Genomic DNA, 22,534 nt, shown 5'->3' with positions numbered 1-22,534 from the left:
TCATGACGCTTCCATCGCAAATGCGGGGCTTGCTGCTTGTCGGCGACGGTTACGCAAGGACGCCCTCGGCGGCCGCGCTGGAGGCAATGGAGCCCTATCTCCAGCCCGGCAGCATCGCGGTGCCGGCGCCCGGTCCGTCGCAGGCCTTGATCAAGGTCAGCCTCGCCTCGATCAACCCGTCCGATATCGCCTTCATCAAGGGCCAGTACGGCCAGCCGCGCGTCAAGGGCCGACCGGCGGGTTTCGAAGGCGTCGGCACCGTCGTCGCCACCGGAGACGACGCCTATGCCAGGAGCCTCGACGGAAAGCGTGTCGCCTTCGCCACCGGCGTGTCGAACTGGGGGGCATGGGCGGATTATGCGGTTGCCGAGGCGGCTTCCTGCATCCCGCTCATCGACACGGTGCGCGACGAGGACGGCGCCGCGATGATCGTCAATCCGCTGACCGCCTTGGCCATGTTCGACATCGTCAGAGAGGAAGGCGAAAAGGCCTTCATCATGACCGCGGGCGCCAGCCAGCTCTGCAAGCTGATCATCGGGTTGGCGAAGGAGGCGGGTTTCCGGCCGATCGTCACGGTGCGTCGCGACGAGCAGATACCGCTGTTGAAAGAGCTCGGCGCCGCCCACGTGCTCAACGAGAAGGCGGCAGATTTCGAGGCGGCGTTGCGCGAAGCGATGAAGGCAGAGCAGCCGCGCATCTTCCTCGACGCGGTGACCGGGCCGCTGGCTTCCGCCATCTTCAACGCCATGCCGAAACGCGCGCGCTGGATCGTCTACGGCCGGCTCGACGCCGAGCCGACGGTGATCCGCGAGCCCGGCCAACTGATCTTCCAGCACAAGCGTGTCGAAGGTTTCTGGCTGGCCGAATGGATGCGCCAGTTCCGCGACCGGCTGGGCCCGGCGGTGCTGGAAGCGCAGAAGCGCTTTTCCGACGGACGCTGGTCGACCGACGTCACGGCGGTGGTGCCGCTGGACGCAGCCATGGCGCGGCTTCCGGCCGAGCTCGCCAAGCCCAACGGAAAGGTGTTCATCAGGCCGTAAGCACCCGGGTGCCGATTGCAGGTGTTCAGATCGCGGCCCAAAGCCTCGAACACAAAGCTGTGATCGACAAGGCAGCGGCGGAAAAATGCCGCTGTTGCGCCGTCCCTTGCCCCGCGCCGACAGCAGTCACGCTTGGATGTCTTATTCCATTTCGATGTGATATCTCGCCGGCGGTGAAGCCAGGCGGCGATGGGAAAGCCGTCCTGGTCGGAACGCGGGGTGCGCTATGACGGTAACCAAGCCGGTTTTCGACCGTTTGGGGTTTTGGCTATGGGTCGGGTCGTTTCTGATCGTGCTTGGGCTGGCGCTATGGTCGCCCGACACGCGTTCGGTGGTCCATATCTACAGACATGGCAGCGAAGCTTTCCTGAGCCGTGAGCCGCTGTATCACGTCCAGGCCGCGATGGGGTATCTTTACGCGCCCGCTTTCGCCGCCCTTTACGTTCCCCTGGTGAAACTCGGGCCGCATCTGGGCAGCGTTCTTTGGCACGTGCTGGGCTTCGGCGCGCTGACCTTCGCCGCAATGCGTCAGGTGCGCAAGATCGGCGGCCAGGAGCAGACATGGCTGCTGTCCTTCGGCCTGTTCCTTGCCTTGCCGATGGCGCTGGCAGCGCTTCGCAACGGCCAGGCGACGATCCTGCTCACCGGGGCGTGCTGGTTTCTCACGCTGTCGGCGCTCGAGGGGCGCCGGGCTGAGAGCTTCTTCTGGGCCACGCTTGCGATCATCGCCAAGCCGACCGCGATCATCATGCTGCTTCTGGTGGGGGCGCTGCGTCCCAGGCTGATACCGGTGCTGGCGCTGGCGGTCCTTCTCGTGCTCGCCATCCCCTATGGTTTTGCGCCCGCGGACTACATCAACGCCCAGTACCAGGATTTCTTCCGCATGCTGACGTCGATGACGGTCGACCCGACCGGTTCTTTCGTTCCGGCCGACTTCACGGCGCCTTTCACGCGGTTTGGGATGCCGCTTTCGGAATCCCAGGCGACGATCGTGCGCGTCGTCGCGGGTTTGCTTACGCTGTGGGCGGTGCTCCAGTTCGACCGCAGGCTGGACGCCAACATCAGCGGACTGGCCATATTCCTCATTGCGGCGTTCTACATGTGCGTCTTCAATCCGCGGGTCGAGCAGAACACCTATGCCATGGTGGCGGTGCCAGCCGGTCTTTGCATCGCCCTGCTGTGGCGGGAGAGGGGAGCCGGGGCCATGCGCTGGTTTTTGGCAACGCTCCTCTTCGTCACCGGGCTGACCAGTGTCGATCCGCGGCTGCACGATCTTTTCCACCTGTGGTTCCGGCCGATCAGCATCAGCATAATCGCCTGCCTGCTCGTCGGCTGGTTCTGGACGCAAGGCCGACAGAATGTGCCGACCCCCGGAGCTGTAGCGCATGGCTGAGATGCTCGACGTCATCGCGCCCTTCTTCAACGAGGCCGAATCCGCCATCGCCTTCGTCGAGTTGCTCGACAGGCTGGAAGTGGCCGTGGCGGAGCGCTTCGGCATGACCGTCCGCAAGATACTCGTCGACGACGGCAGCCGCGACGGCAGTGCCGAGACATTCGCCGCGTCGTTGTCGGGCTCCTGGGAAATCGTGCGGCTCAGCCGCAATTTCGGCAAGGAAGCGGCGGTGCTCGCCGGCCTTGATCATTCCCGCGGTGACATGGTCCTGATCATGGACTCCGACCTCCAGCATTCCATGGACATCAGCCTGAGGATGATCGGCGAACTGGTCGAGGATCCGGAGATCGATGTCGTCTACGCGCAGAACGACCGGCGCGAGGGGAGCTGGCGGCGCAGCCAGCTGGCGCGGCTTTTCTACAAGCTGATCAACAGCAGCCAGCGTTTCGATATTCCCGAGAATGCCGGGGACTTCCGCGTCATGCGCGGCGCGGTGGCGCGGGCCTTGACCAGCGTGCGCGACAAGCGCCGTTTCAACAAGGGCCTGTTCGCCTGGGCCGGCTTCCGCCAGAAGGCGGTGCTCTACTCGCCGGAGAACCGCGCCGGCGGCACGTCGAAATGGACAAGGTTCAACCTGATCGCGTTCTCGCTCGAAGGGTTCACCTCGTTCTCCGTGATCCCGCTGCGCGTCATCAGCCTCATCGGATTGCTGGGGGCATTTGCCGGTCTCGCCTATGGCGTGAAAGTGCTCTTCGAGGTGCTGTTCTACGGCATCGCCGTGCCTGGCTACCCCAGCATCATGGTCGCCGTCGTGCTGCTGGGCGGCCTCAACCTGGCGCTGCTCGGCCTGATCGGCGAGTATGTCTGGGTGACGCTCAGCGAAAGCAAGGACCGGCCCGTCTACATCGTGCGCGACGTCCTGCATGGCAATGCCGCCGAGCGGGTTGCCGCCGACAAATGACCAGGTCGATCCGCCTGATCGCCGACGACTACGGCCTGGCGCCGGGGGTATCGAGCGCGATCCTCGACCTCATCGAGCGCGGCCGCCTGACCGGCACCAGTTGCATGACCGGCTTTCCCGAATGGGAGGAGGCGGCGGCGCGCATCAGGCCGTTGCGTCAACGGGCGGCCGTCGGGCTGCACCTCACCCTCACCGATCAGATCGCGGTGACCGGTTCGTCCAGCCTGGCGCCGGAAGGCAAATTGCCCGGACTTGCCTCGCTTGCGCTGCCGGTGCGGCGCGGGCGCATCGACGAGCGGGACGTTCATGCCGAGCTCGACGCCCAGTACGACCGCTTCACCGAAGCGCTGGCCGGCCCGCCCGACCACATCGACGGGCACCAGCATGTGCATTTCCTTCCCGTGGTACGACATTGGCTGCTCGCGCGTTTTGGAGAAAGCGCACGCAGGCCCGCGCTACGAGGCGCGCCAGGGTTTTCCGGCCTGGACGCGGCGGCCAAGGTCGCGGCGATCGCCACTCTGGCCGCGGGCTTCAACAGAGCGATGCAACGGGCGGGCTTCAGCCTCATGACGCCGCTTTCCGGCATCTATGACTGGCGACAGCCGGAGAAATTCGCTTCGACGCTGCGCGCCGCGCTCGACACCTTGCCAGAACAAGGGGTGTTCATGTGCCATCCGGGCCATGTCGATGACGTGTTGCGCGCTCGCGACCCGATGCAGGGCGCACGTGAGGCCGAGTTCACGGTTCTTTCCTCGCAGGATTTCGGCGTCAGCCTCGACAAGGCCGGAACTCGCGTCATGGACGGTCGCGCATGACCGGCGCCGGCCAGCCGCAGCGTTCGACCGGCAACAAGATCGTCCGCTTCGCCATGGTCGGGCTGGTCAACACCGGCATCGACCTCGCCGCTTTTTTCCTGCTGCTCAAGCTCGCGGTGCCGGCTTTGGCCGCCAATGTCGGCGCCTGGTTCGTCGCCGTGCTCTTCTCCTTCGTGGCGAACGGCTTCTGGTCGTTCGAGCGGGACCCGAACATCCGGCTGCACCACTCCTTCCTGCGCTTCGTCTCGCTGGGAGCGCTGATTTCGCTTGGCGTCTCCAGCCTCTCGATCGCCGTCCTGGCCGGGACCGTCGGCGTGTGGCCGGCCAAGATCATCGGCGTCGTGGTGGCGGCTGTGCTGAACTTCCTGGCGGCGCGCTGGTCGATCGAGGGCCGGCTGCTGAAATAGTCTACGCGGCCGGCTCCGCGTCAGGACCTGATCCAACCATGATCTTTCCGAAAACCGGGTCCCACTTTTCGGGATCATGGTCGATGTAAAGCCGGATTGCCGCCGCGGTCCCGATCCTTGCCGCGTTTTCGCGGGAGCCGGACGTGCTAAAGCGTGTCACACTGAAACGAATTTTGGGCGACGCGCTTCAGGTCTTTAGTTTTGATGGATGTCGTCGTCCCGGAACCGTTGCGCGCTTCTGGGCAACTGCATTAGCGCAAGCTCTCCAGGTCGCGGATGCGCTTGGCGCCGGCGGCTTCCAGCTGCCTGGTCACGGCACCGATCAGCGTCTCAACGACGACGAACAGGGCGGCGGACGAATCCCAGGCCGAAGGCACAGCGGTGCGCCCGGCGATCACATGGCGGGCGAAGCGGGCGATCGGCGAAAGCCACTGGTCGGTGAACAGAATGATCTGCACGCCGCGGTGATGCGCCTTCTCGGCAAAGCGGACGAGACTTTCCTGGTAGCGGCGGATGTCGAAGATCACCAGAACGTCGCGCTTGCCCATGTCGATCAGGCGGTCGCGCCAGATGCTCTCCTGGCCGGCGAGATGATAGACGTCCGGCTGGATGATGGCCAGGTGGGCGGCCATGTAGCGCGCCAGCGGATCGGTGAAGCGACCACCGATGAGGAAGGTCTTGCCGCGCCGCTCGGCGAGCCGCGCGGCGATGTCGGCGAGCTGCTTGTCGGTGAGATGCCGGAAGGTCTCGCGCATGTTGTCGAGCGTCGCCTCGAGCATCGGCGAGGCGGCGCCGCCGGCCGAGGAGGGATTGAGCGTGCGCGAAGCGGGCGACTGCAATTGCGCCGCCAGCTCATCCTGCAGCGCCGACTGGAATTCAGGATAGTTCTGGAAACCGAGCCTGGCGACGAAGCGCAAGATCGTCGGCGAGGACACGCCGGCCGCGGTCGAGAATTCGGCGACGGTCTTCAACCCGGTCAAAGGATAGTTGGCAATCAGCGTCTGCGCGGCGCGGCGCTCGCCGGCCGGCATCGTGCCGATGCGGTCCGAGATCAATTCGGCAATGCTGGAAATCATGGTTTTCCCCCGCCTGTTGGCCCGCCGACGCCGTTTTCCCGAATTCGCGTTTGACAAAGCCGGTCAAACTGTATGAAATCATTCACAGGGACGCAATGAGGCAAAATACGTAACATACGATACAGCGCTCCCCAGGGGACGGCAGTATGGAGAAAGCACGGCCCGCCAGCCTTGCACCGTATGAAACCGTAAGGGTGACCAACCCTGGCGGACTCAGTCCTTTCGTCTTCACCTGCGACCACGCTTCCAACGTCCTGCCCGCCGAGTTCGGAACGCTTGGCCTGCCGGCTGCGGACCTTTCGCGCCATATCGCCTGGGACCCGGGCGCGCTTCCTGTCGCACTCCGCATGGCCGAGGCGCTGGACGCGACCTTAATAGAGACCCGTGTGTCGCGGCTGGTCATCGATTGCAACCGGCCGCTCGACGCGCCGGACCTCGTTCCGCCGGTCAGCGAAACGACAGCCATTCCCGGAAATTCTGGCTTGTCCGACAAGCAGCGCGCAGCGCGCATCGACCTTGCCTGGCGCCCGTTCCACGACACGATTGCCCAAATCGTCGAACGGCGGCTGGCGCGCGGCCAGGAGACGCGGCTGGTGTCGGTCCACTCCTTCACGCCGATCTACAAGGGCAAAAGCCGGCCATGGCATATCGGCATCATCCATGACGAGGATCGCCGCCTGGCTGCGCCGCTGATATCGGCGCTGCGGCGGCTCTCCGGCGTCACAGTAGGCGTCAACGAACCCTATTCGCCGGCCGACCGCGTCTATTTCACGCTGGAACGGCATGCGCGCTCGCGCGGGCTGCCCTGCGCGATGATCGAAATCCGCAACGACGAAATCGCCGGCGAGACCGGACAGCGGAAATGGGCGGATCTGCTCACCGGCATCTTTTCTAACCTGGAGCCCGAGGAGGCCAGGGGCTCCCGACAACGCACAATGGGAAAGTCAGTACAATCGGCCAGCTAAAAACCAATAGGGGACTTCCAACATGACAACACCGGATCACAAGTCGGAGGACGTAAAAATCCTTCACAGCATGGGTTACGCCCAGGAATTGGCGCGCCGCATGGGCGGCTTCTCCAACTTTGCCATTTCCTTTTCGATCATTTGCATCCTGGCTGGCGGCATCACATCGTTCCCGCTGGCCATGGCCACCGGCAGCGGTTTTGAGGCGACCATCGGCTGGCTCGTAGGTGGCCTGTTCGCCCTTGTCGTCGCCGCTTCGCTCGGCCAGATCGGCTCGGCCTATCCTACCGCCGGCGGTTTATACCACTGGTCCTCGATTCTCGGTGGGCGCGGCTGGGGCTGGGCCACGGCCTGGATCAATCTGCTCGGCCTGATCTTCGTCGTCGCTTCGGTCAATGTCGGTGTCTATCTGTTGTTCCAAGGGCTGGTCGCTGGTCCGATCCTCGGCCTGGACACCTCGACCTGGGGCTTCTGGCAACAGACGGCGGCGGTCGTCATCATTACCGTCACCCAAGGCCTGTTCAATCATCTAGGCATCAAGACGACGACGAGGCTGACCGACTTTTCCGGCTATCTCATCCTCGTCGTCGCGGTGGTGCTGACGCTGACCTTCCTGATCTGGGGCGCGCATGGCTTCGATCTTTCGCGGTTGACGACTTTCGTCAACACGACCGGCGATCTGGGCGGCGGCTATGTTCCGACGGCCCGAACCGCGTTCGTGGCCTTCCTGATCGGCCTTCTCTATCCGCTCTATACGATCACCGGCTTCGACGCCTCGGCGCATACCGCCGAGGAAACCCACAACGCCCGCGTCGCGGTGCCGAGAGGCATGATCCATGCAGTGCTGTGGTCGCTCATCTTCGGCTTCGTCATGGCCGTCTCCTTCGTGCTGGCCAGCCCAGATCTGGCGGCGACCGCAAAGGACGGCGGCAATGCCTGGTTCAACCTGTTCAACAACCTGCCGGCGCCGACCTGGTTGAAAGACCTGCTCGGCATCTCAATCGTGCTGTCGAACTATCTGTGCGCGCTGGCCGGGCTCACGTCGACCTCACGCATGATCTTCGCCTTTTCGCGCGACGGAGGCCTACCGGGGTCGTCACTGTGGAAGCAGGTTTCGCCGACCTGGCGCACGCCCGTCCCGGCCATCTGGCTCGGCGTCGTGCTGTCGATCGCCGCCACGCTTTACTCGCCGGCTTTCGCAGCGTTGGCGGCCGGCTGCGCCCTGTTCCTCTATGTGTCTTATGCGATGCCGGTGGCGGCTGGCCTTCTTGCGGAAGGCAAGACCTGGACCGAATTCGGTCCGTTCCGTCTGGGCATGTGGTCAAAGCCGTTCGCCATTATCACCGTCCTTGGCGTTCTGGTCCTGATGTATGCCGGTATCCAACCGCCCTTCGATATCTTGATCAACTATGCCATCGGTTTGATCATCCTTCTCGCGGTGCTGTGGTTCGGCCTCGAATCCCGGCGGTTCAAGGGCCCGCCGATCGGCGCCGATATTGCTCGTCGTCAGGCGGAAATTGCGGCAGCCGAAGTGGCAGTAGGCGAAACCGGTCAGTGAAATCGACCATCGAGCCATGGCCGGCATCGCGCCGGCCATGGTTTTCTTAATGTTCCTCATCTGACAAGCCCGAAAAGACAAGCACTGGAGTGCCAAAGGAATGGCCGGAAATTTCTCGTTCGATCAGTTGAAGAAAGCGGTCTCGAACGGCGAGATCGACACGGTGCTGGCCTGCATCGTCGATATGCAGGGCCGGCTCGCGGGAAAACGCTTCCTGGCCCAGTATTTCGTCGATTCCGCGCATGGCGAGACGCATGGCTGCAACTATCTCTTGGCCTGCGACATCGATATGGAGCCGGTGCCGGGCTACAAGGCGGCAAGCTGGTCGAAGGGCTATGGCGACTTCGTCATGAAGCCTGACCTGTCGACGCTGCGTCGCATTCCGTGGCTGGAAAAGACGGCGCTGGTCATCTGCGACGTGCTCGACCATCACACGCATGACGATTTGGCACACTCCCCCCGCGCGATCCTGAAGAAGCAGGTCAAGCGCCTGCAGGAGCGCGGCTATATCGGCTATTTCGCCTCCGAGCTCGAATTCTACCTGTTCAGCGAAACCTACGATTCGGCGCGCAAGAAGCACTGGCAGGGGCTCGATAGCGCGTCGCCCTATATCGGCGATTACCAGATCGGCATCACCAGCAAGGAAGAAGGCGTCATGCGCCGGCTTCGCAACGAGATGGAAGCTGCCGGCATTCCGATCGAGAACTCCAAGGGCGAGTGGGGACCGGGCCAGGAAGAGATCAATGTGCGCTATGCCGAGGCGCTCGACATGGCCGACCGCCACGTCATCCTGAAGAACGGCGCCAAGGAGATCGCCGATTCCGAGGGCAAGGCCATCTCCTTCATGGCCAAGTACAATTACGGCCTCGCCGGCAATTCCAGCCACATCCACAATTCGCTGTGGAGCGCCGACGGCAAGACGCCGCTATTCTTCGACAGACAAGCCGACTGGACGCTGTCGAGCCTCGGCCAGCAATGGGCCGCCGGCCAGCTCAAATACGCCAAGGAATTCACCTGGTTCCTGGCGCCCTACATCAATTCCTACAAGCGCTTCCAGGCGGGCACCTTCGCGCCGACCAAGATCATGTGGAGCGAGGACAACCGTACCGCCGGCTTCCGGCTCTGCGGCGAGGGCACCAAGGGCATCCGCATGGAATGCCGCATCGGCGGCGCCGATCTCAATCCGTATCTCGCCTTCGCCGCCCTGATCGCGTCCGGCCTCGCCGGCATCGACGAGAAGCTTGAGTTGCAGAAGCCGTTCGTCGGCGACGCCTATCAGGCCTCGCGCCTGCCTGAGATCCCGAAGACATTGCGCGACGCCACCGAGACGCTGGCCAAGTCGAAAATGCTGAAGCAGGCCTTCGGCGACGACGTGATTGAGCACTATGTGCACACCGCCCGCTGGGAGCAGTTCGAATACGACCGCCGCATCACGGATTGGGAACTGCACAGAGGGTTCGAGCGATACTAAAGCTGTAATAGGCGTTGACTGAACCTAACTAAAGCTGTAGTTCCAGCTTAGTTAGGTTCGGGAGCGTAAAAAATGGGAAAATACTCGCCTTTGCGTTCGTATCTTATGGCTCAAGCCGGTGAGCGGGTCCCGATGTCGTTCAGCGACATCGAGAAGCTGCTGGGTGAAAGGTTACCGGCGTCCAAGCAGTATCCCGCTTGGTGGAGCAACAATCCCAGCAACAATCCGATGACCAAGGAGTGGCTGGCCGCGGGCTTCCAGACGGAGTCGGTCAATATCGCCGGCGAAAAACTGGTGTTTCGGCGTTCTCCGCAAGGAACGGCAGGCGGGCAAGCCGGGGAAGGAGGTTCGGGGCGCCGGTCAGGCTTCATGGAGGATAAGGTGGGTTTCAAGAACGCACCGGACATGAGCGGCAAGAGCCAAGACTATATCGTGCCGCCTCGGGGCGGCGATCCGCTGTTTGGATGCATGGCCGGGACTCTCACGCTTCTTCCCGACGTCGACTACACCGCCCCTGCGGATCCGGACTGGGGCAAAGTGTATGACGACTGATGGGATATTGCTGGACACGTGCTTCATGCTGTGGCTGTCGACCGAACAGCCGGTCGCAAGAGCGGCCGTTGATAAGGTGGCCAGCACGCGAAAGAACGGTGGCGTGATCGCTGTTTCGGTCATGTCGGCCTGGGAAATCGGAATGCTCGTCTCCAAGGGCCGGCTTCCGTTCATCAAGTCGCCGCTTGCATGGTTCGAAGGGTTCGTGAAAGCCGGTGCCACCAGCGTCGAGGGGATCGACAGCGAGCTCTTGGTCGAATCGTCGTTTCTGCCCGGCGCCGTTCACAATGACCCGACGGACCGGATCATCATAGCGACGGCCCGTTCGAGGAACCTGGAAATCATCACCCGCGATCGCGCCATCCTCGCCTATGGCGCGGCGGGCTTCGTCAAAACAGTACCTTGTTGATTGGAGACGTCTTCTTGGAAACGGTAAAACTCAAATCCCCCATCGACGGCTCGATCTATGCCGAGCGGCCGGTCGCGACCGACCAGGCGATCAACGCGGCGGTCGAGCGCGCCAGGGCGGCGCAGGAGAAATGGGCCGAGACGCCGGTCGTCGAGCGCGGCAGATACATGCTGGCGATGCTCGAGGCGCTGGTCGCCATGGCCGACGAGATCGTGCCCGAGATCGCCTGGCAGATGGGGCGGCCGGTGCGCTATGGCGGCGAGTTCGGCGGCGTCAAGGAACGCACCAGCTACATGGTCGAGATCGCCGAAGCCGCGCTGAAGCCGGTCCTGGCCTCCAATCCGAAGGACGGCTTCCGCCGCTATGTAAAGAAGGTGCCGCTCGGCGTCGTGCTGGTGATCGCGCCTTGGAACTATCCCTATCTCACCGCGGTCAACACCATCGTGCCGGCCTTGATGGCGGGCAGTGCCGTCATCCTCAAGCATGCCGCGCAGACGTTGCTGGTCGGCGAGCGCTTCCAGCAAGCATTCGACAAGGCCGGCCTGCCCAAGGGGCTGTTCCAGAACCTGGTCATGAACCACGCCCAGACCGAGAAGCTGCTCGGCTCCGGCAAGATCGATCATGTCAACTTCACCGGCTCGGTAGGCGGTGGCCGCGCCATCGAGAAGGCCGCGGCCGGCACTTTCATGACGCTCGGCCTCGAGCTCGGCGGCAAGGACCCGGCCTATGTGCTGCCCGACGCCAAGATGGACCATGCGGTCGCCAATCTGGTCGATGGCGCTTTCTTCAATTCCGGCCAGTGCTGCTGCGGCATCGAGCGCGTCTATGTGCATGAGAAGGTCTATGACGAATTCGTCGAGGGCTTTGTCGCCGAGACCAGGAACTATGTCGTCGGCAATCCGCTGGAGCAGGCGACCACCATGGGGCCGATGGCGCAGGCGCGCTTCGCCGACCTGATCCGCGAGCAGAAGGCCGAGGCACTGCGCAAGGGCGCCAGGGCGCATATCGACATGAAGGTCGAGAACGACAGAGCCGGCTCGCCCTATCTGGCGCCAGAGGTGCTGACCGAAGTCGATCACCAGATGAGCGTCATGCGCGAGGAAAGTTTTGGGCCGATCGTCGGCATCATGAAGGTGCGCAACGACGAGGAGGCGATCGCGCTGATGAACGACAGCCCCTATGGGCTGACGGTGTCTATCTGGACCCGCGACACCGACCGCGCGGCGGCCATCGGCGACCGCGTCGAAACCGGCACGGTATTCATGAACCGCTGCGACTATCTCGACCCGGCGCTGGTCTGGACCGGCGTCAAGGACACCGGCAAGGGCGCAGCCCTTTCGGCCATCGGCTACGACAATCTGACCCGGCCAAAATCCTATCACCTGCGCGAAGCAATCTGACTTTTTGAAAGACAAGACATGTCCAAGCTGATCTCCAAATGGAACTACCCCACCACCGTCCGCTTCGGCGCCGGGCGTATCAAGGAACTGCCGGACGTACTGGCTGCCACGGGCATCAAGCGCCCGCTCTTCGTCACCGACCCGGGCCTGGCGAAACTTCCGGTCGTCGCCTCGACGCTGAAAATCCTCGACGACGCCAAGGTTCCCTATGGCGTGTTTTCGGAGGTGAAGCCGAACCCGGTCGAGTCCAACCTCACCGCCGGCATCGCCGTGTTCAAGAAGGGCAAGCATGACGGCGTCATCGCCTTCGGCGGCGGCTCGGCGCTCGACCTCGGCAAGCTGATCGCCTTCCAGGCCGGGCAGACACGGCCCGTATGGGATTTCGAGGACGTCGGCGACTGGTGGACCAGGGCCAACTCGGACGCGATCGCGCCGATCATCGCCGTGCCGACCACGGCGGGAACCGGCTCCGAGGTCGGCCGCGCCGGCGTCATCACCAATGAGGCGACCCACACCAAGAAGGTCATCTTCCATCCGAAGCTTCTGCCGGCGATCGTCATTGCCGATCCGGAGCTGTCGGTCGGCATGCCGGCCTTCATCACCGCCGGCACCGGCATGGACGCGCTGGCGCATTGCCTCGAGGCCTATTGCGCGCCGGGCTACCATCCGATGGCCGACGGCATCGCGGTGGAAGGCATCCGGCTGGTGTTCGAGAACCTGCCCAAGGCTTTCGCCAACGGCAAGGATCTCGTTGCCCGCGCCCATATGATGAGCGCCGCCGCCATGGGCGCCGCCGCCTTCCAGAAAGGGCTCGGAGCAATCCATTCGCTGTCGCATCCGATCGGCGCGCTCTACGACACCCATCACGGCATGACCAATGCCGTGTTCATGCCCTATGTGCTCGCCTTCAACAGGGAGAGCGTCGAGGAGCGCATCGCCCGGCTCGCAGCCTATTGCGGTATCAAGGGCGGCTTCGACGGCTTCGCCAAGGCGATCATCAAATTGCGCAAGGAGCTTAAGGTGCCGCATGCGTTGCCCGGCCTGATCAAGGGCCTCGACATGGACAAGAAGCGAAAAGGCCTGATCGCCGACATGGCGGTGGTCGACCCCACCGCCGGCGGCAATCCGGTCAAGCTCACCAAGAAAGCGGCGCTGACGCTGCTCGAAAATGCGATCGCCGGCTCCGTCTGAGAGCCGGCTTTCAATGCCGAAGAGTTGAATGAAGGGGCGTTCCAGAGCGGGAGGGAGAGGGCAAAAGGCAAGGTGACTAACCATTAGCCGGAAAATTAAGTGCGGGCTAATTGCTACAGTCTGTTAAAAAGAGTTAACTTTTTTGGCCGCGGGGCTCGGGTTTCAAAAAGCCTTCATCTGGCTGTCACACGAAAACGATACCCGCATCGCAGGCGCTTAAGCGCGCCAGTTCAACGGAGAGAACACATGTTCAAGTTCACGGGGAAAGTGCTTTCCCTCTCGGCCGCGACGCTCTTCGCGTCGACGGTGATTTCGTCCGCCGCTTCGATGGACGATCTCGTCAAGGCCGCGAAGGCGGAAGGCCAGCTCACTGTCATCGCGCTCCCGCATGACTGGTGCGGCTACGGGGCAGTGATCGACGCTTTCAAGGCTAAATATCCGGAAATCAAGGTCAACGAACTCAACCCGGACGCCGGTTCGGGCGACGAGGTCGAGGCGATCAAAGCCAACAAGGACAACAAGGGCCCGCAGGCGCCTGACGTGATCGACGTCGGCCTCTCCTTCGGCCCGACCGCCAAGAAAGACGGCCTGCTGATGCCTTACAAGGTGTCGACCTGGGACTCGATCCCGGACAGCGCCAAGGATGCCGACGGCGCCTGGACAGGCGACTACTACGGCGTGCTTTCCTTCGAAGTGAACAAGGATCTGGTCAAGCAATCGCCGGCCGATTGGGCCGACCTGCTGAAGCCGGAATTCGCCAACACCGTCGCGCTCGCCGGTGATCCGCGTGCTTCGAACCAGGCCATCCAGGGCGTCTATGCCGCCGGCCTTTCGACGGGTGCGGCCGCTGGCGAAGCCGCCGGCACCGCCGGTCTCGACTTCTTCAAGAAGCTCAATGCCGCCGGCAATTTCGTTCCGGTCGTCGGCAAGTCCGCGACGCTGGCGCAGGGCCAGACGCCGATCCTGATCACCTGGGACTACAACGCGCTCGCCGGCCGCGACACGCTGAAGGGCAACCCGCCGGTCGACGTCATCGTGCCGAAGACGGGCGTCGTCGCCGGTGTCTACGTGCAGGCGATCAGCGCCTTCGCGCCGCATCCGAATGCCGCCAAGCTGTGGTTGGAGTATCTCTACTCCGACGAAGGCCAGATCGGCTGGCTGAAGGGCTACTGCCACCCGATCCGCTTCAACGACCTCGCCAAGAACGGCAAGATCCCGGCGGACGTGCTGGCCAAGCTGCCGCCGGCCGAGTCCTATGCCGCGGCCGTGTTCCCGACGCTCGATGAGCAGGCCAAGGCCAAGGAAGTCATCAGCAAGAACTGGGACGCCACCGTCGGCGCCAACGTCAAGTAAGACTTGAAATGCACCGGGCGGCCAAACGGCCGCCCGGCTTTCTCTCGAAGACGGTGCCGGCGCATGACCGATCTCTCGCTTTCAAATCAGTCGATTGCCACCAAATCCGCGCCGCCAAGTCAGGCAACGGCCTTTCGGCTGCCGACGCAGTGGATTGGCGTCGCGCCTTTCTTCGTTTTTGTGCTGATGTTCCTGATCCTGCCGACGATCTATCTCGTCATCGGCGCGTTCGAGACCGGCGAAGGCGGGTTCACGCTGGACAACATCCTGCAGCTGGTGAGCGATCCTTCGATCAGCAATTCCTACTGGGTTTCGATCAAGATCAGCTTCTGGTCGGCCATCATCGGCGCGTTCGCCGGGCTCGCGATAGCGATCGCCATCGTGCGCGGCGGCCTGCCCAGCTGGGTCCGTTCCGCGACGCTGACCTTCTCCGGCGTTGCCTCCAATTTTGCCGGCTTGCCGCTGGCCTTCGCCTTTATCGCGACGCTGGGCCGCGTTGGCATCGTGACCGTGCTGCTGCGCGACATATTCAATCTGAACATCTATGCGATGGGGTTCAACTTCCTCACCACATGGGGCCTTATCGTGGTCTATCTGTTCTTCCAGATCCCACTGATGGTGGTCATCATCGTGCCGGCGATCGACGGCTTGAAGAAGGAATGGAACGAGGCCGCGGCCACGCTTGGCGCCACCCAGTGGCAGTACTGGCGGATGGTGGTGATACCGGTGTTGTTCCCGAGCTTCCTCGGCACCGTCATCCTGTTGTTCGCCAATGCCTTCGGCGCCATCGCGACCGCCTATGCGTTCTCCGGCCCGCAGCTCAACATCGTGCCCATCAAGCTCTACTCGCAGATCAATGGCGACGTGCTGCACAACCCGCAGCTCGGCTATGCGATCGCCTTCGGCATGATCGTCATTACCGGGCTGGCGAATGTCTTCTACATCTGGTTCCGGACCCGCTCCGAGAGGTGGCTGAAATGAAGTCGGGCAAATTCTGGGCCTGGGTCGTCTTCGGTATAGGCACGGCCTATTTCTTCATTCCGCTGCTCGCGACATTCGAGTTTTCGATGCGCATGCGGCGCGGTGTCCATTCCTTCGACGCCTATCAGGTCGTGCTCGGCGACCCACGCTTCCAGGCGACGTTCCTGTATTCGGTCATCGCTGCGATCTTCACCATCGTCCTCGGTGTGCTGGTCGTGGTGCCGGCTGCCTACTGGATCCGTCTGCGCCTGCCTCAAATCAGGCCGATCGTCGAGTTCATCACACTGCTGCCTTTGGTCATTCCAGCGATCGTCATCGTGTTCGGCTATATCCGCATGTACGGTTCGAACTCGCCTCTGCCTTTCCTGTCCACCGACTTGGGCGCCAGCGCCCTGCTGGTGATTGGCTATGCGACGCTGGCGCTGCCTTATATGTACCGTGCCGTCGACACTGGCCTTCGCACCATCGACGTCAGGACGCTGACTGAGGCGGCGCAGATTCTAGGCGCCGGCTGGACCACGATCATAACCCGCGTTATTCTGCCCAATGTACTGATCGCGGTGCTGTCGGGCGCGTTCCTGACCTTCGCCATCGTCATCGGCGAATTCACGATGGCGAGCCTGCTCAACCGTCCGGCGTTCGGGCCGTATCTGCAGAACATCGGCGCCAACCGCGCCTATGAGCCGGCAGCCCTTGCCATCATCGCCTTCGCGATTACCTGGGGCTGCATGTCGCTGATCCAGATCCTGTCCCGTTTCGCGCCGAAATCGGCGAACCGACCGAATTGACCTGAGAGAAAAGCCATGGCCGAGCCATTCCTGTCCATCCAGCATGTGCGAAAGTCCTACGGCGCCAACACCGTGGTGCAGGATTTCAACCTCGATGTAGAGCCCGGCGAGTTCGTCTCCTTCCTCGGCCCGTCCGGCTGCGGCAAGACGACGGTGCTGCGCATGGTCGCCGGTTTCGAGGAGCCCTCGGCCGGCAAGATCGTCGTCGCCGGCAAGGACATCACCCGGCTGAAGCCCAACCAGCGCAATGTCGGCATGGTGTTCCAGGCCTACGCGCTGTTCCCGAACCTGACCGTGGCGCAGAACATCGCCTTCGGCCTCAAGGTCGCCGGCATGCCCAGGGCGGATTGCGACAGGCGCGTCGCCGAGATGCTCGACATCATCAAGCTGCCGCAGATGGCCGACCGCTATCCCTACCAGTTGTCCGGCGGCCAGCAGCAGCGCATCGCGCTGGCGCGGGCGATTGCCCCGAAACCCAAACTGCTTCTGCTCGACGAGCCGCTGTCGGCGCTCGACGCCAAGGTGCGCGTGTCGCTGCGCGAGGAAATCCGCTCGATCCAGAAGAAGCTCGGCATCACCACCATCTTCGTCACGCATGACCAGGAAGAGGCGCTGTCGATCTCCGACCGCATCGCGGTGATGTATGGCGGCAAGGCCGAGCAGGTCGGCACGCCGTTCGAGATCTACAACCGACCGGCGACCAAGTTCGTCGCCAATTTCGTCGGCACGCTCAATGTGCTCGAAGGCAAGGTCACCGACGCCTCTACGGGCAAGGTGCAGGTCAACGCCCAGGAAGTCTCGCTCAAGGGCAAGCTCAACGGCTCGAAGTCTGGCGATACGCTGTCGCTGGCGTTGCGGCCGGAAGCGATTTCGCTGGCCCGCCAGCCCGGGCACGACACCAGCCTGTCGGGCGAGATCGCCGAAGTGCATTTCCTCGGCTCGGTCATCCGCGTGCGCGTCGGCATCGGCGGCAACACGGTGTCGCTCGACACCTTCAACAACTCGACGACTCCGCCGCCGGTCGTCGGCGACAAGGCGGATATCTCGTTTTCGTCAGGCGATATGCTGGTCCTGCACTAGAGAAAGAGTGAATAGCGAATAGTGAATGGTGAGTGGCAATCAGCGAAAAAGAGCACTTTACGTGCTCAAATCTTCTGATGATGCCCATTCACCATTCACCATTCACCATTCACCATTCACCATTCACCATTCACTTTTGCAGTGCCCAACGTCTGGTTCCATGGCTACGATGAGCCATGGCGCTTTTCGAGATCACCCTGATCCTGCTTCTCATTGCCGTTGCGCTGACGGCCGTATCGCGATGGCTTGAGGTGCCTTACCCCTCGCTGCTTGCGCTTGCCGGCGTCGGGATCGCCTTCGTGCCGGGCGCGCCGGTGATCGAAATCGATCCGGAACTGGCGCTGGCGCTGTTCATCGCGCCGGTGCTGCTCGATGCTGCCTATGACACCTCGCTGCGCGACCTGAAGCGCTACCGGCTGTCGCTTGTGCTGCTGGCGCTTGGCGCCGTCGTCTTCACCACTGTGGTCGTTGCCTTCGTCGGCTGGAAAATGGCCGGGCTGCCGATCGCGGCGGCGATCGCGCTCGGCGCCATCGTAGCGCCGCCGGATGCGGTCGCGGCAAGTGCTGTGCTCAATCAGTTCAAGGTGCCGCACCGTCTGACCGCGATCCTGCAGGGCGAGAGCCTGCTCAACGACGCCACGGCGCTGTTGATCTACCGGATATCGGTTGCGGCCGCCATCGGCTCGCTCATGCTGAAGGACGCAGTGCCCGTCATCCTGCTTGCAACGGTCGGCAGCGTTGTCGCCGGCTACCTGTTCGGCCGGGTGTCGCTGCTCACGCTGACGCGCATCGAGGATGCGGCAAGCAGCACTGTCGTGCAGTTCGCCGGAACCTTCGCCGTCTGGATCATTGCCGACAAGCTCGGCCTTTCCGCCATCATCACCATCGTCGTCTATGCCATCACCATCGCGCGCACCGGGCCACGCCGCATGTCGGCGAGACGCCGCGTCAGCACCTATTCGGTCTGGGAATCGGCCGTGTTCGTGCTCAACGTGCTGGCCTTCGTGCTGATGGGCCTGCAGGCGCGGTCGATCGTCGGCCGACTCTCCGGCGACGGGCAGGGCGAGGCCTTTCTCTTCGCCGCAATTGTGCTGGCCGTCGTCATCGCGGCGCGTTTCGTCTGGGTGATGGGCTACGTCGCGGTCATACGCTGGCTTGCCCGCTTCGACAGCGATGAGCAGAAGCGGGATAGGCCGACATTCCGCGGCGCCGTGCTGGTCGGCTGGTGCGGCATGCGCGGTCTGGTGACGCTGGTGGTGGCAATTGCCTTGCCGGCCAATTTTCCCGGGCGTGATCCGATCGTGCTTGCCGCGTTCGCTGTCGTGCTTGGCACGCTGGTCCTGCAAGGGATGAGCCTGAAGCCGCTGCTGCGCTGGCTCAATTTCGACCGGGATACGACGATCGATCGCGAGGTGGCCGAGGCGCGCGTCGCCATCATGCAGGCCGCGCTCGACGTGCTGAACCGCAAGACATCGGCCGCTGCCGCCGTCGTGCGGGAGCAGTACGAGGCTCAACGCCGGATCGCCGAAAATCCCGAGGACGCGCAAGCCGCGACGGAATACGACCGGCTGCGCCTCTACGCCATCAAACGGCAGCGCGACAGGCTGGAGGAACTGCGCAGCAACGGCACGATCGGCGACGAAGCCTATCACCGGCTGGAAGAGGAGATCGACTGGTCGGAACTGGCGGCATCGCCGGCCGGAAGCTTCCAGCCACTGACGACCTATTAGCGCGCGCCGGTTCGCCGGTCGCCGTTGGACTATTGCGCTTAGCCTCGCAGCACATTGCAACGCTGCCAACTGGGCGCTACTGCCTTCGTCAGAAGTGAGCCGGTTAATCAATGAAGCTGATCAGCTACAACATCCAGTACGGCTACGGCAGCGACGGGCGCTACGATCTCACGCGAGCCGCCAGGCTGGTGGACGGCGCCGACATCATCGCGCTGCAGGAGGTCGAGCGGCATTGGCAGCGCAGCAATGAGGACGACCAGCCGGCGATCCTGTCCGGGCTGCTGCCCGATTATTACTGGGCCTATGGCCCCGCCTTCGACATGGATGCCAGCGAGAGGCGCGACGACCGCATCGTCAATCGCCGGCGGCAGTTCGGCACGATGATCCTTTCGAGGCTGCCGATCGTCTGGTCGAGGCTGCACACGCTGCCGCTGCGGCGCACGGCAAGGCCGCTCAACACCCGCAACGCGGCACTCGAATGCATGATCCGCACGCCGGCAGGGCCAGTGCGGGTGCTCTCGCTGCATCTTGCCCATATCGCGGCGGAGGAGCGGCTGGAGCAGATCGATTACCTCAATGCCGAGCATCGCCGCGCGCCGTCCGATGGCGGCCCCTGGAGCGGCGTCGACGACGAGCCGCAGCGCAACTGGTCGAACGGCCAGCCGGAACCGGAAAATCCGCTGGCGGCGATCTGGCTGGGCGACTTCAACATGGAGCCGGGCAGCGCCGAATACCGGCGTATCGTTGGTAGCACGCCCTACCATCGGGACGCCGCTTATATCGACGGATTCGTCGATGCCGCGGCAATCGCCAGCGAGTCCGGGCTGGACTTCCATACGCACGAAAAGATCATCGACGGCAGGCTCGCCAAACGACGGCTCGACCATTGCTTCGTGGGTGGCATGCTGGCCGATCGCGTGCGCTCGATCCGGACCGATATCGGTGAGGTCGCTTCGGATCATTTCCCGCTCAGGATCGATATCGATCTCGAAACGCCTTTTGGCTCGACAAGATCGATGAAACCGACATGACGCTGTTCGTCTTCCTGGCGGTGCTTTCGGCGGCGGCCATGCACGCGATCTGGAACGCCTTGGTCAAGGTCCATCTCGACCGCTTCCTGTCGATCACGCTGATGACGCTCGGCATGGGGTTCGCGGCGCTGGTGGTGCTGCCTTTCGTCGAGGTGCCGAAGGCCGAGGTCTGGCCGTTCATCCTCGCCTCGGTCTTGTTCCATATGGGCTATCGCACCTTCCTGGTCGGCGCCTACAAGGCAGGCGATTTCGCCCAGACCTATCCGCTTGCGCGCGGCACCGCGCCGCTGCTCTCGGCGCTCGGCGCCATCGTCGTGGTCGGCGAGGTGCCGGCACCGTTCGCCATCCTCGGCATCGTGCTTTTGTCGGCAGGCACGCTGGTCATGTCGTTTCGCGGCGGGGCGCATCTGGAGAAGCTCAATCTGCGCGCGGTCGGTTTTGCGCTCGGCACCTCGATCTTCATCGCCAGCTACACGCTCTCCGACGGCAGTGGCGCGCGGCTTGCGGCAACCGCGCAAAGCTACGCGGCCTGGCTCTTCGTCTGCGATGCGGCGTGGGCGCTCGTGCTTTGCATCGTCTTTCGCGGACCCCAGTCGCTTCCGACGCTGGCGCGCGACTGGAAGGCCGGGCTGTTCACAGGCACGCTCAGCGGCGCGGCCTACTGGATCGTGATGTGGGCTATGACCAAGGCGCCGATCGCCTCGGTGGCGTCGCTGCGCGAGACCTCGATCCTGTTCGCCATGCTGATCTCGGTGCTGGCGCTGGGCGAAAAGATGACGGGCTGGCGCGCAGCCGCGGCGCTCGGCATCGTCGCCGGCGTCGCGGCGCTCAGACTCGGATAGGGCAGATCCCCGTCTCACTGAAGCGGCGATCCGCCCTATCCCTTTGTTTTTGAGCCAATTTAGACGGAGGCTCCGGCGATGTCGCCGAGCGTGACCGTTCACACTTTTCTCGGAATTGCTCCAACCTCATGGTCCAACACGGTCATCACCTGGCCGCGCTTTTCCGGACTGAAGCGGATGACGATGATGATGCAGACGGCGACCACGCCGGCGAACAGCGCCAGCGCGTAGCCATAGCTGCTGCCGGGCGCCTCGGCGATGCCCGCCTGATACGGACCACCATAGGACGCCGCGAGATTGCCGGCCTGATAGATGAAGCCGGGTAAGGTCGCGCGCACCGCACCGGGTGAGAGCTCGTTGAGATGCACCGGGATGACGCCCCAGGCGCCTTGCACCGCGATCTGCATGACAAAGGCGCCGACCGCCAGCATGAAGGGCGTGGTCGAATAGGCCCATAGCGGCAGCGCCGGCAAGGCGATCAGGCAGGCGAGCGTGATGGCATTGACGCGGCCGATCCTTTCCGACAGGGCGCCGAAGGCCAGTCCGCCGACAATCGCGCCGATGTTGGCGACGATGGTGATCCAGCTCACCGTGTGCGGATCAAAGCCATGCTGTTTCTTCAGGAAGGTGGGATAGAGATCCTGGGTGCCATGGCTGAAGAAGTTGAAGAACATCATCAGCACCACGGCATAGAGCGCGATGCCCCAGTGCTTTTGCAGCGTTTCGAGCAATCCTGGCTTCACGTGCTGGCGAGCCTCGGCGAAGGCGGGCGATTCCGGCACATGCGAGCGGATGAAAAGCACGATCAGCGCCGGCAGAAAGCTCAAGAGGAACATGGCGCGCCAGCCGAAGGTGAAGTCGCCGATCTTCTGGCCATAGAGCAGCCCGTAGACCACCGCCGCCAGCAGGTAGCCGGCCGGATAACCGCATTGCAGGATGCCCGAGACCATGCCGCGAGCGCTCGGCGGAATGGATTCCATGGCAAGCGAGCTGCCCAGGCCCCACTCGCCGCCCATGGCGATGCCAAACAGAGCGCGCAGCGCCAGGAATATGCCGAGATTTGGCGAGAAGGCGGCCAAGGCGCCGATCACCGAATAGCTGACGATATTCAGCATCAGAATGGGCTTGCGGCCGTATCTGTCGGCAAGCATGCCGAAGAAGAACGCGCCGATGAAGCGCGTCGCCAGGGTCAGGAACAGTGCTTTGGAGACCGCCGGCACGTCGGTCTGGAACTCAGCGGCAATATCGGTCAGCAGGAAAGTCAGAAGGAAGAAATCAAAAGCATCAAGCGTCCAGCCGAGGAACGATGCGGTTACGGTTTTCTTCTGTTCGCTGGTGAGGTTCAAGGCGGTCCTCCTTTGCATCCCCCAAGGAACGATATGTTCCATAAGGTGCAAAAGAGAACGGGACAGCTGCCGGTTTTAAGCCGGCGAGCGGTCACATTTGCGTCACTTCTGGATCAGGATGAAACGTCATCCTGATCCAACTCTT

Annotated in this window: 21 protein-coding genes; 19 read left to right on the top strand and 2 right to left on the bottom strand. The window is 63.2% G+C overall.

Features of this window, described 5'->3' with window-relative positions; all coding sequences use genetic code 11:
- Positions 1–2: 2 nt before the first annotated feature.
- The 5 genes from WDX12_RS03365 to WDX12_RS03345 all read left to right on the top strand — a co-directional run bounded on the left by WDX12_RS03365 (position 3) and on the right by WDX12_RS03345 (position 4,616).
- The gene (locus WDX12_RS03365; RefSeq protein WP_434723917.1) at positions 3–1,040 is read left to right on the top strand and encodes a zinc-binding dehydrogenase; all 1,038 of its coding nucleotides are present in this window, start codon (positions 3–5) and stop codon (positions 1,038–1,040) included.
- A gap of 226 nt (positions 1,041–1,266) precedes the next feature.
- On the top strand, positions 1,267–2,433 hold the full coding sequence (locus WDX12_RS03360; protein ID WP_434723916.1) for a glycosyltransferase 87 family protein: 1,167 nt from the start codon (positions 1,267–1,269) through the stop codon (positions 2,431–2,433).
- Positions 2,426–3,394, top strand: a complete 969-nt coding sequence (locus tag WDX12_RS03355) for a glycosyltransferase family 2 protein (RefSeq protein ID WP_434723915.1) — start codon at positions 2,426–2,428, stop codon at positions 3,392–3,394. The genes WDX12_RS03360 and WDX12_RS03355 overlap by 8 nt, the downstream gene beginning before the upstream one ends.
- Positions 3,391–4,209, top strand: coding sequence for a ChbG/HpnK family deacetylase (locus WDX12_RS03350; protein WP_434723914.1), 819 nt, complete (start codon positions 3,391–3,393; stop codon positions 4,207–4,209). The genes WDX12_RS03355 and WDX12_RS03350 overlap by 4 nt, the downstream gene beginning before the upstream one ends.
- Positions 4,206–4,616 (top strand): GtrA family protein, encoded by a 411-nt coding sequence (locus WDX12_RS03345; protein ID WP_434723913.1) that lies wholly within the window; start codon positions 4,206–4,208, stop codon positions 4,614–4,616. The genes WDX12_RS03350 and WDX12_RS03345 overlap by 4 nt, the downstream gene beginning before the upstream one ends.
- Before the next feature lie 251 nt (positions 4,617–4,867).
- On the opposite strand, the gene WDX12_RS03340 is transcribed toward WDX12_RS03345, so the two are convergent.
- Positions 4,868–5,692: a MurR/RpiR family transcriptional regulator gene (locus WDX12_RS03340; protein ID WP_320293072.1), complete on the bottom strand. Its 825-nt coding sequence runs from the start codon at positions 5,690–5,692 to the stop codon at positions 4,868–4,870.
- A gap of 146 nt (positions 5,693–5,838) precedes the next feature.
- Here WDX12_RS03340 and WDX12_RS03335 point away from each other — a divergent pair, with 146 nt between their 5' ends.
- The 14 genes from WDX12_RS03335 to WDX12_RS03270 all read left to right on the top strand — a co-directional run bounded on the left by WDX12_RS03335 (position 5,839) and on the right by WDX12_RS03270 (position 21,043).
- On the top strand, positions 5,839–6,657 hold the full coding sequence (locus tag WDX12_RS03335; RefSeq protein ID WP_434723912.1) for an N-formylglutamate amidohydrolase: 819 nt from the start codon (positions 5,839–5,841) through the stop codon (positions 6,655–6,657).
- Positions 6,658–6,679: 22 nt separating this feature from the next.
- The gene (locus WDX12_RS03330; RefSeq protein ID WP_320293074.1) at positions 6,680–8,215 is read left to right on the top strand and encodes an amino acid permease; all 1,536 of its coding nucleotides are present in this window, start codon (positions 6,680–6,682) and stop codon (positions 8,213–8,215) included.
- A gap of 100 nt (positions 8,216–8,315) precedes the next feature.
- Positions 8,316–9,686, top strand: coding sequence for a glutamine synthetase family protein (locus WDX12_RS03325; RefSeq protein ID WP_320293075.1), 1,371 nt, complete (start codon positions 8,316–8,318; stop codon positions 9,684–9,686).
- Between the two features lie 72 nt (positions 9,687–9,758).
- Positions 9,759–10,238, top strand: a complete 480-nt coding sequence (locus WDX12_RS03320; protein WP_434723911.1) for a DUF7662 domain-containing protein — start codon at positions 9,759–9,761, stop codon at positions 10,236–10,238.
- 25 nt (positions 10,239–10,263) lie between these two features.
- A complete protein-coding gene (locus tag WDX12_RS03315; protein WP_434723910.1) occupies positions 10,264–10,647 on the top strand; it encodes a type II toxin-antitoxin system VapC family toxin in 384 nt (127 codons plus the stop codon).
- A 14-nt stretch (positions 10,648–10,661) separates the two neighbouring features.
- Positions 10,662–12,047 carry an aldehyde dehydrogenase family protein gene (locus WDX12_RS03310; protein WP_434723909.1) on the top strand — a complete coding sequence of 462 codons (1,386 nt, stop codon included), beginning with the start codon at positions 10,662–10,664 and terminating at the stop codon, positions 12,045–12,047.
- A gap of 18 nt (positions 12,048–12,065) precedes the next feature.
- On the top strand, positions 12,066–13,238 hold the full coding sequence (locus tag WDX12_RS03305; protein ID WP_434723908.1) for an iron-containing alcohol dehydrogenase: 1,173 nt from the start codon (positions 12,066–12,068) through the stop codon (positions 13,236–13,238).
- Positions 13,239–13,484: 246 nt separating this feature from the next.
- A complete protein-coding gene (locus WDX12_RS03300; RefSeq protein WP_434723907.1) occupies positions 13,485–14,591 on the top strand; it encodes an ABC transporter substrate-binding protein in 1,107 nt (368 codons plus the stop codon).
- A 63-nt stretch (positions 14,592–14,654) separates the two neighbouring features.
- On the top strand, positions 14,655–15,572 hold the full coding sequence (locus tag WDX12_RS03295; RefSeq protein WP_430699200.1) for an ABC transporter permease: 918 nt from the start codon (positions 14,655–14,657) through the stop codon (positions 15,570–15,572).
- The gene (locus tag WDX12_RS03290; protein ID WP_320293081.1) at positions 15,569–16,360 is read left to right on the top strand and encodes an ABC transporter permease; all 792 of its coding nucleotides are present in this window, start codon (positions 15,569–15,571) and stop codon (positions 16,358–16,360) included. Before WDX12_RS03295 ends, WDX12_RS03290 begins: the two co-directional genes overlap by 4 nt.
- Before the next feature lie 15 nt (positions 16,361–16,375).
- Positions 16,376–17,440: an ABC transporter ATP-binding protein gene (locus tag WDX12_RS03285; RefSeq protein ID WP_320293082.1), complete on the top strand. Its 1,065-nt coding sequence runs from the start codon at positions 16,376–16,378 to the stop codon at positions 17,438–17,440.
- A 176-nt stretch (positions 17,441–17,616) separates the two neighbouring features.
- The gene (locus WDX12_RS03280) at positions 17,617–19,170 is read left to right on the top strand and encodes a cation:proton antiporter (RefSeq protein ID WP_320293083.1); all 1,554 of its coding nucleotides are present in this window, start codon (positions 17,617–17,619) and stop codon (positions 19,168–19,170) included.
- Between the two features lie 110 nt (positions 19,171–19,280).
- Positions 19,281–20,201, top strand: coding sequence for an endonuclease/exonuclease/phosphatase family protein (locus WDX12_RS03275; protein ID WP_434723906.1), 921 nt, complete (start codon positions 19,281–19,283; stop codon positions 20,199–20,201).
- Positions 20,198–21,043 carry an EamA family transporter gene (locus tag WDX12_RS03270; protein ID WP_434723905.1) on the top strand — a complete coding sequence of 282 codons (846 nt, stop codon included), beginning with the start codon at positions 20,198–20,200 and terminating at the stop codon, positions 21,041–21,043. The genes WDX12_RS03275 and WDX12_RS03270 overlap by 4 nt, the downstream gene beginning before the upstream one ends.
- 98 nt (positions 21,044–21,141) lie before the next feature.
- Here WDX12_RS03270 and WDX12_RS03265 read toward each other — a convergent pair whose 3' ends face one another.
- Positions 21,142–22,389 (bottom strand): MFS transporter, encoded by a 1,248-nt coding sequence (locus WDX12_RS03265; RefSeq protein ID WP_434723904.1) that lies wholly within the window; start codon positions 22,387–22,389, stop codon positions 21,142–21,144.
- Between the last annotated feature and the right edge of the window lie 145 nt (positions 22,390–22,534).

The organism is Mesorhizobium sp. RIZ17 (assembly GCF_051127865.1).
In the GTDB taxonomy this organism is placed as follows: domain Bacteria; phylum Pseudomonadota; class Alphaproteobacteria; order Rhizobiales; family Rhizobiaceae; genus Mesorhizobium; species Mesorhizobium humile.
The sequence above is the reverse complement of the archived record's forward strand: the minus strand, read 5'-3'. Positions and strand labels throughout refer to the sequence as shown.

Coding starts and splice junctions, on each gene's coding strand:
- WDX12_RS03300 (WP_434723907.1), top strand. CDS start 13,485: ATGTTCAAGTTCACGGGGAAAGTGCTTTCCCTCTCGGCCGCGACGCTC.
- WDX12_RS03330 (WP_320293074.1), top strand. CDS start 6,680: ATGACAACACCGGATCACAAGTCGGAGGACGTAAAAATCCTTCACAGC.
- WDX12_RS03365 (WP_434723917.1), top strand. CDS start 3: ATGACGCTTCCATCGCAAATGCGGGGCTTGCTGCTTGTCGGCGACGGT.
- WDX12_RS03290 (WP_320293081.1), top strand. CDS start 15,569: ATGAAGTCGGGCAAATTCTGGGCCTGGGTCGTCTTCGGTATAGGCACG.
- WDX12_RS03345 (WP_434723913.1), top strand. CDS start 4,206: ATGACCGGCGCCGGCCAGCCGCAGCGTTCGACCGGCAACAAGATCGTC.
- WDX12_RS03305 (WP_434723908.1), top strand. CDS start 12,066: ATGTCCAAGCTGATCTCCAAATGGAACTACCCCACCACCGTCCGCTTC.
- WDX12_RS03325 (WP_320293075.1), top strand. CDS start 8,316: ATGGCCGGAAATTTCTCGTTCGATCAGTTGAAGAAAGCGGTCTCGAAC.
- WDX12_RS03350 (WP_434723914.1), top strand. CDS start 3,391: ATGACCAGGTCGATCCGCCTGATCGCCGACGACTACGGCCTGGCGCCG.
- WDX12_RS03295 (WP_430699200.1), top strand. CDS start 14,655: ATGACCGATCTCTCGCTTTCAAATCAGTCGATTGCCACCAAATCCGCG.
- WDX12_RS03340 (WP_320293072.1), bottom strand. CDS start 5,692: ATGATTTCCAGCATTGCCGAATTGATCTCGGACCGCATCGGCACGATG.
- WDX12_RS03285 (WP_320293082.1), top strand. CDS start 16,376: ATGGCCGAGCCATTCCTGTCCATCCAGCATGTGCGAAAGTCCTACGGC.
- WDX12_RS03270 (WP_434723905.1), top strand. CDS start 20,198: ATGACGCTGTTCGTCTTCCTGGCGGTGCTTTCGGCGGCGGCCATGCAC.
- WDX12_RS03280 (WP_320293083.1), top strand. CDS start 17,617: ATGGCGCTTTTCGAGATCACCCTGATCCTGCTTCTCATTGCCGTTGCG.
- WDX12_RS03315 (WP_434723910.1), top strand. CDS start 10,264: ATGCTGTGGCTGTCGACCGAACAGCCGGTCGCAAGAGCGGCCGTTGAT.
- WDX12_RS03355 (WP_434723915.1), top strand. CDS start 2,426: ATGGCTGAGATGCTCGACGTCATCGCGCCCTTCTTCAACGAGGCCGAA.
- WDX12_RS03275 (WP_434723906.1), top strand. CDS start 19,281: ATGAAGCTGATCAGCTACAACATCCAGTACGGCTACGGCAGCGACGGG.
- WDX12_RS03335 (WP_434723912.1), top strand. CDS start 5,839: ATGGAGAAAGCACGGCCCGCCAGCCTTGCACCGTATGAAACCGTAAGG.
- WDX12_RS03360 (WP_434723916.1), top strand. CDS start 1,267: ATGACGGTAACCAAGCCGGTTTTCGACCGTTTGGGGTTTTGGCTATGG.
- WDX12_RS03320 (WP_434723911.1), top strand. CDS start 9,759: ATGGGAAAATACTCGCCTTTGCGTTCGTATCTTATGGCTCAAGCCGGT.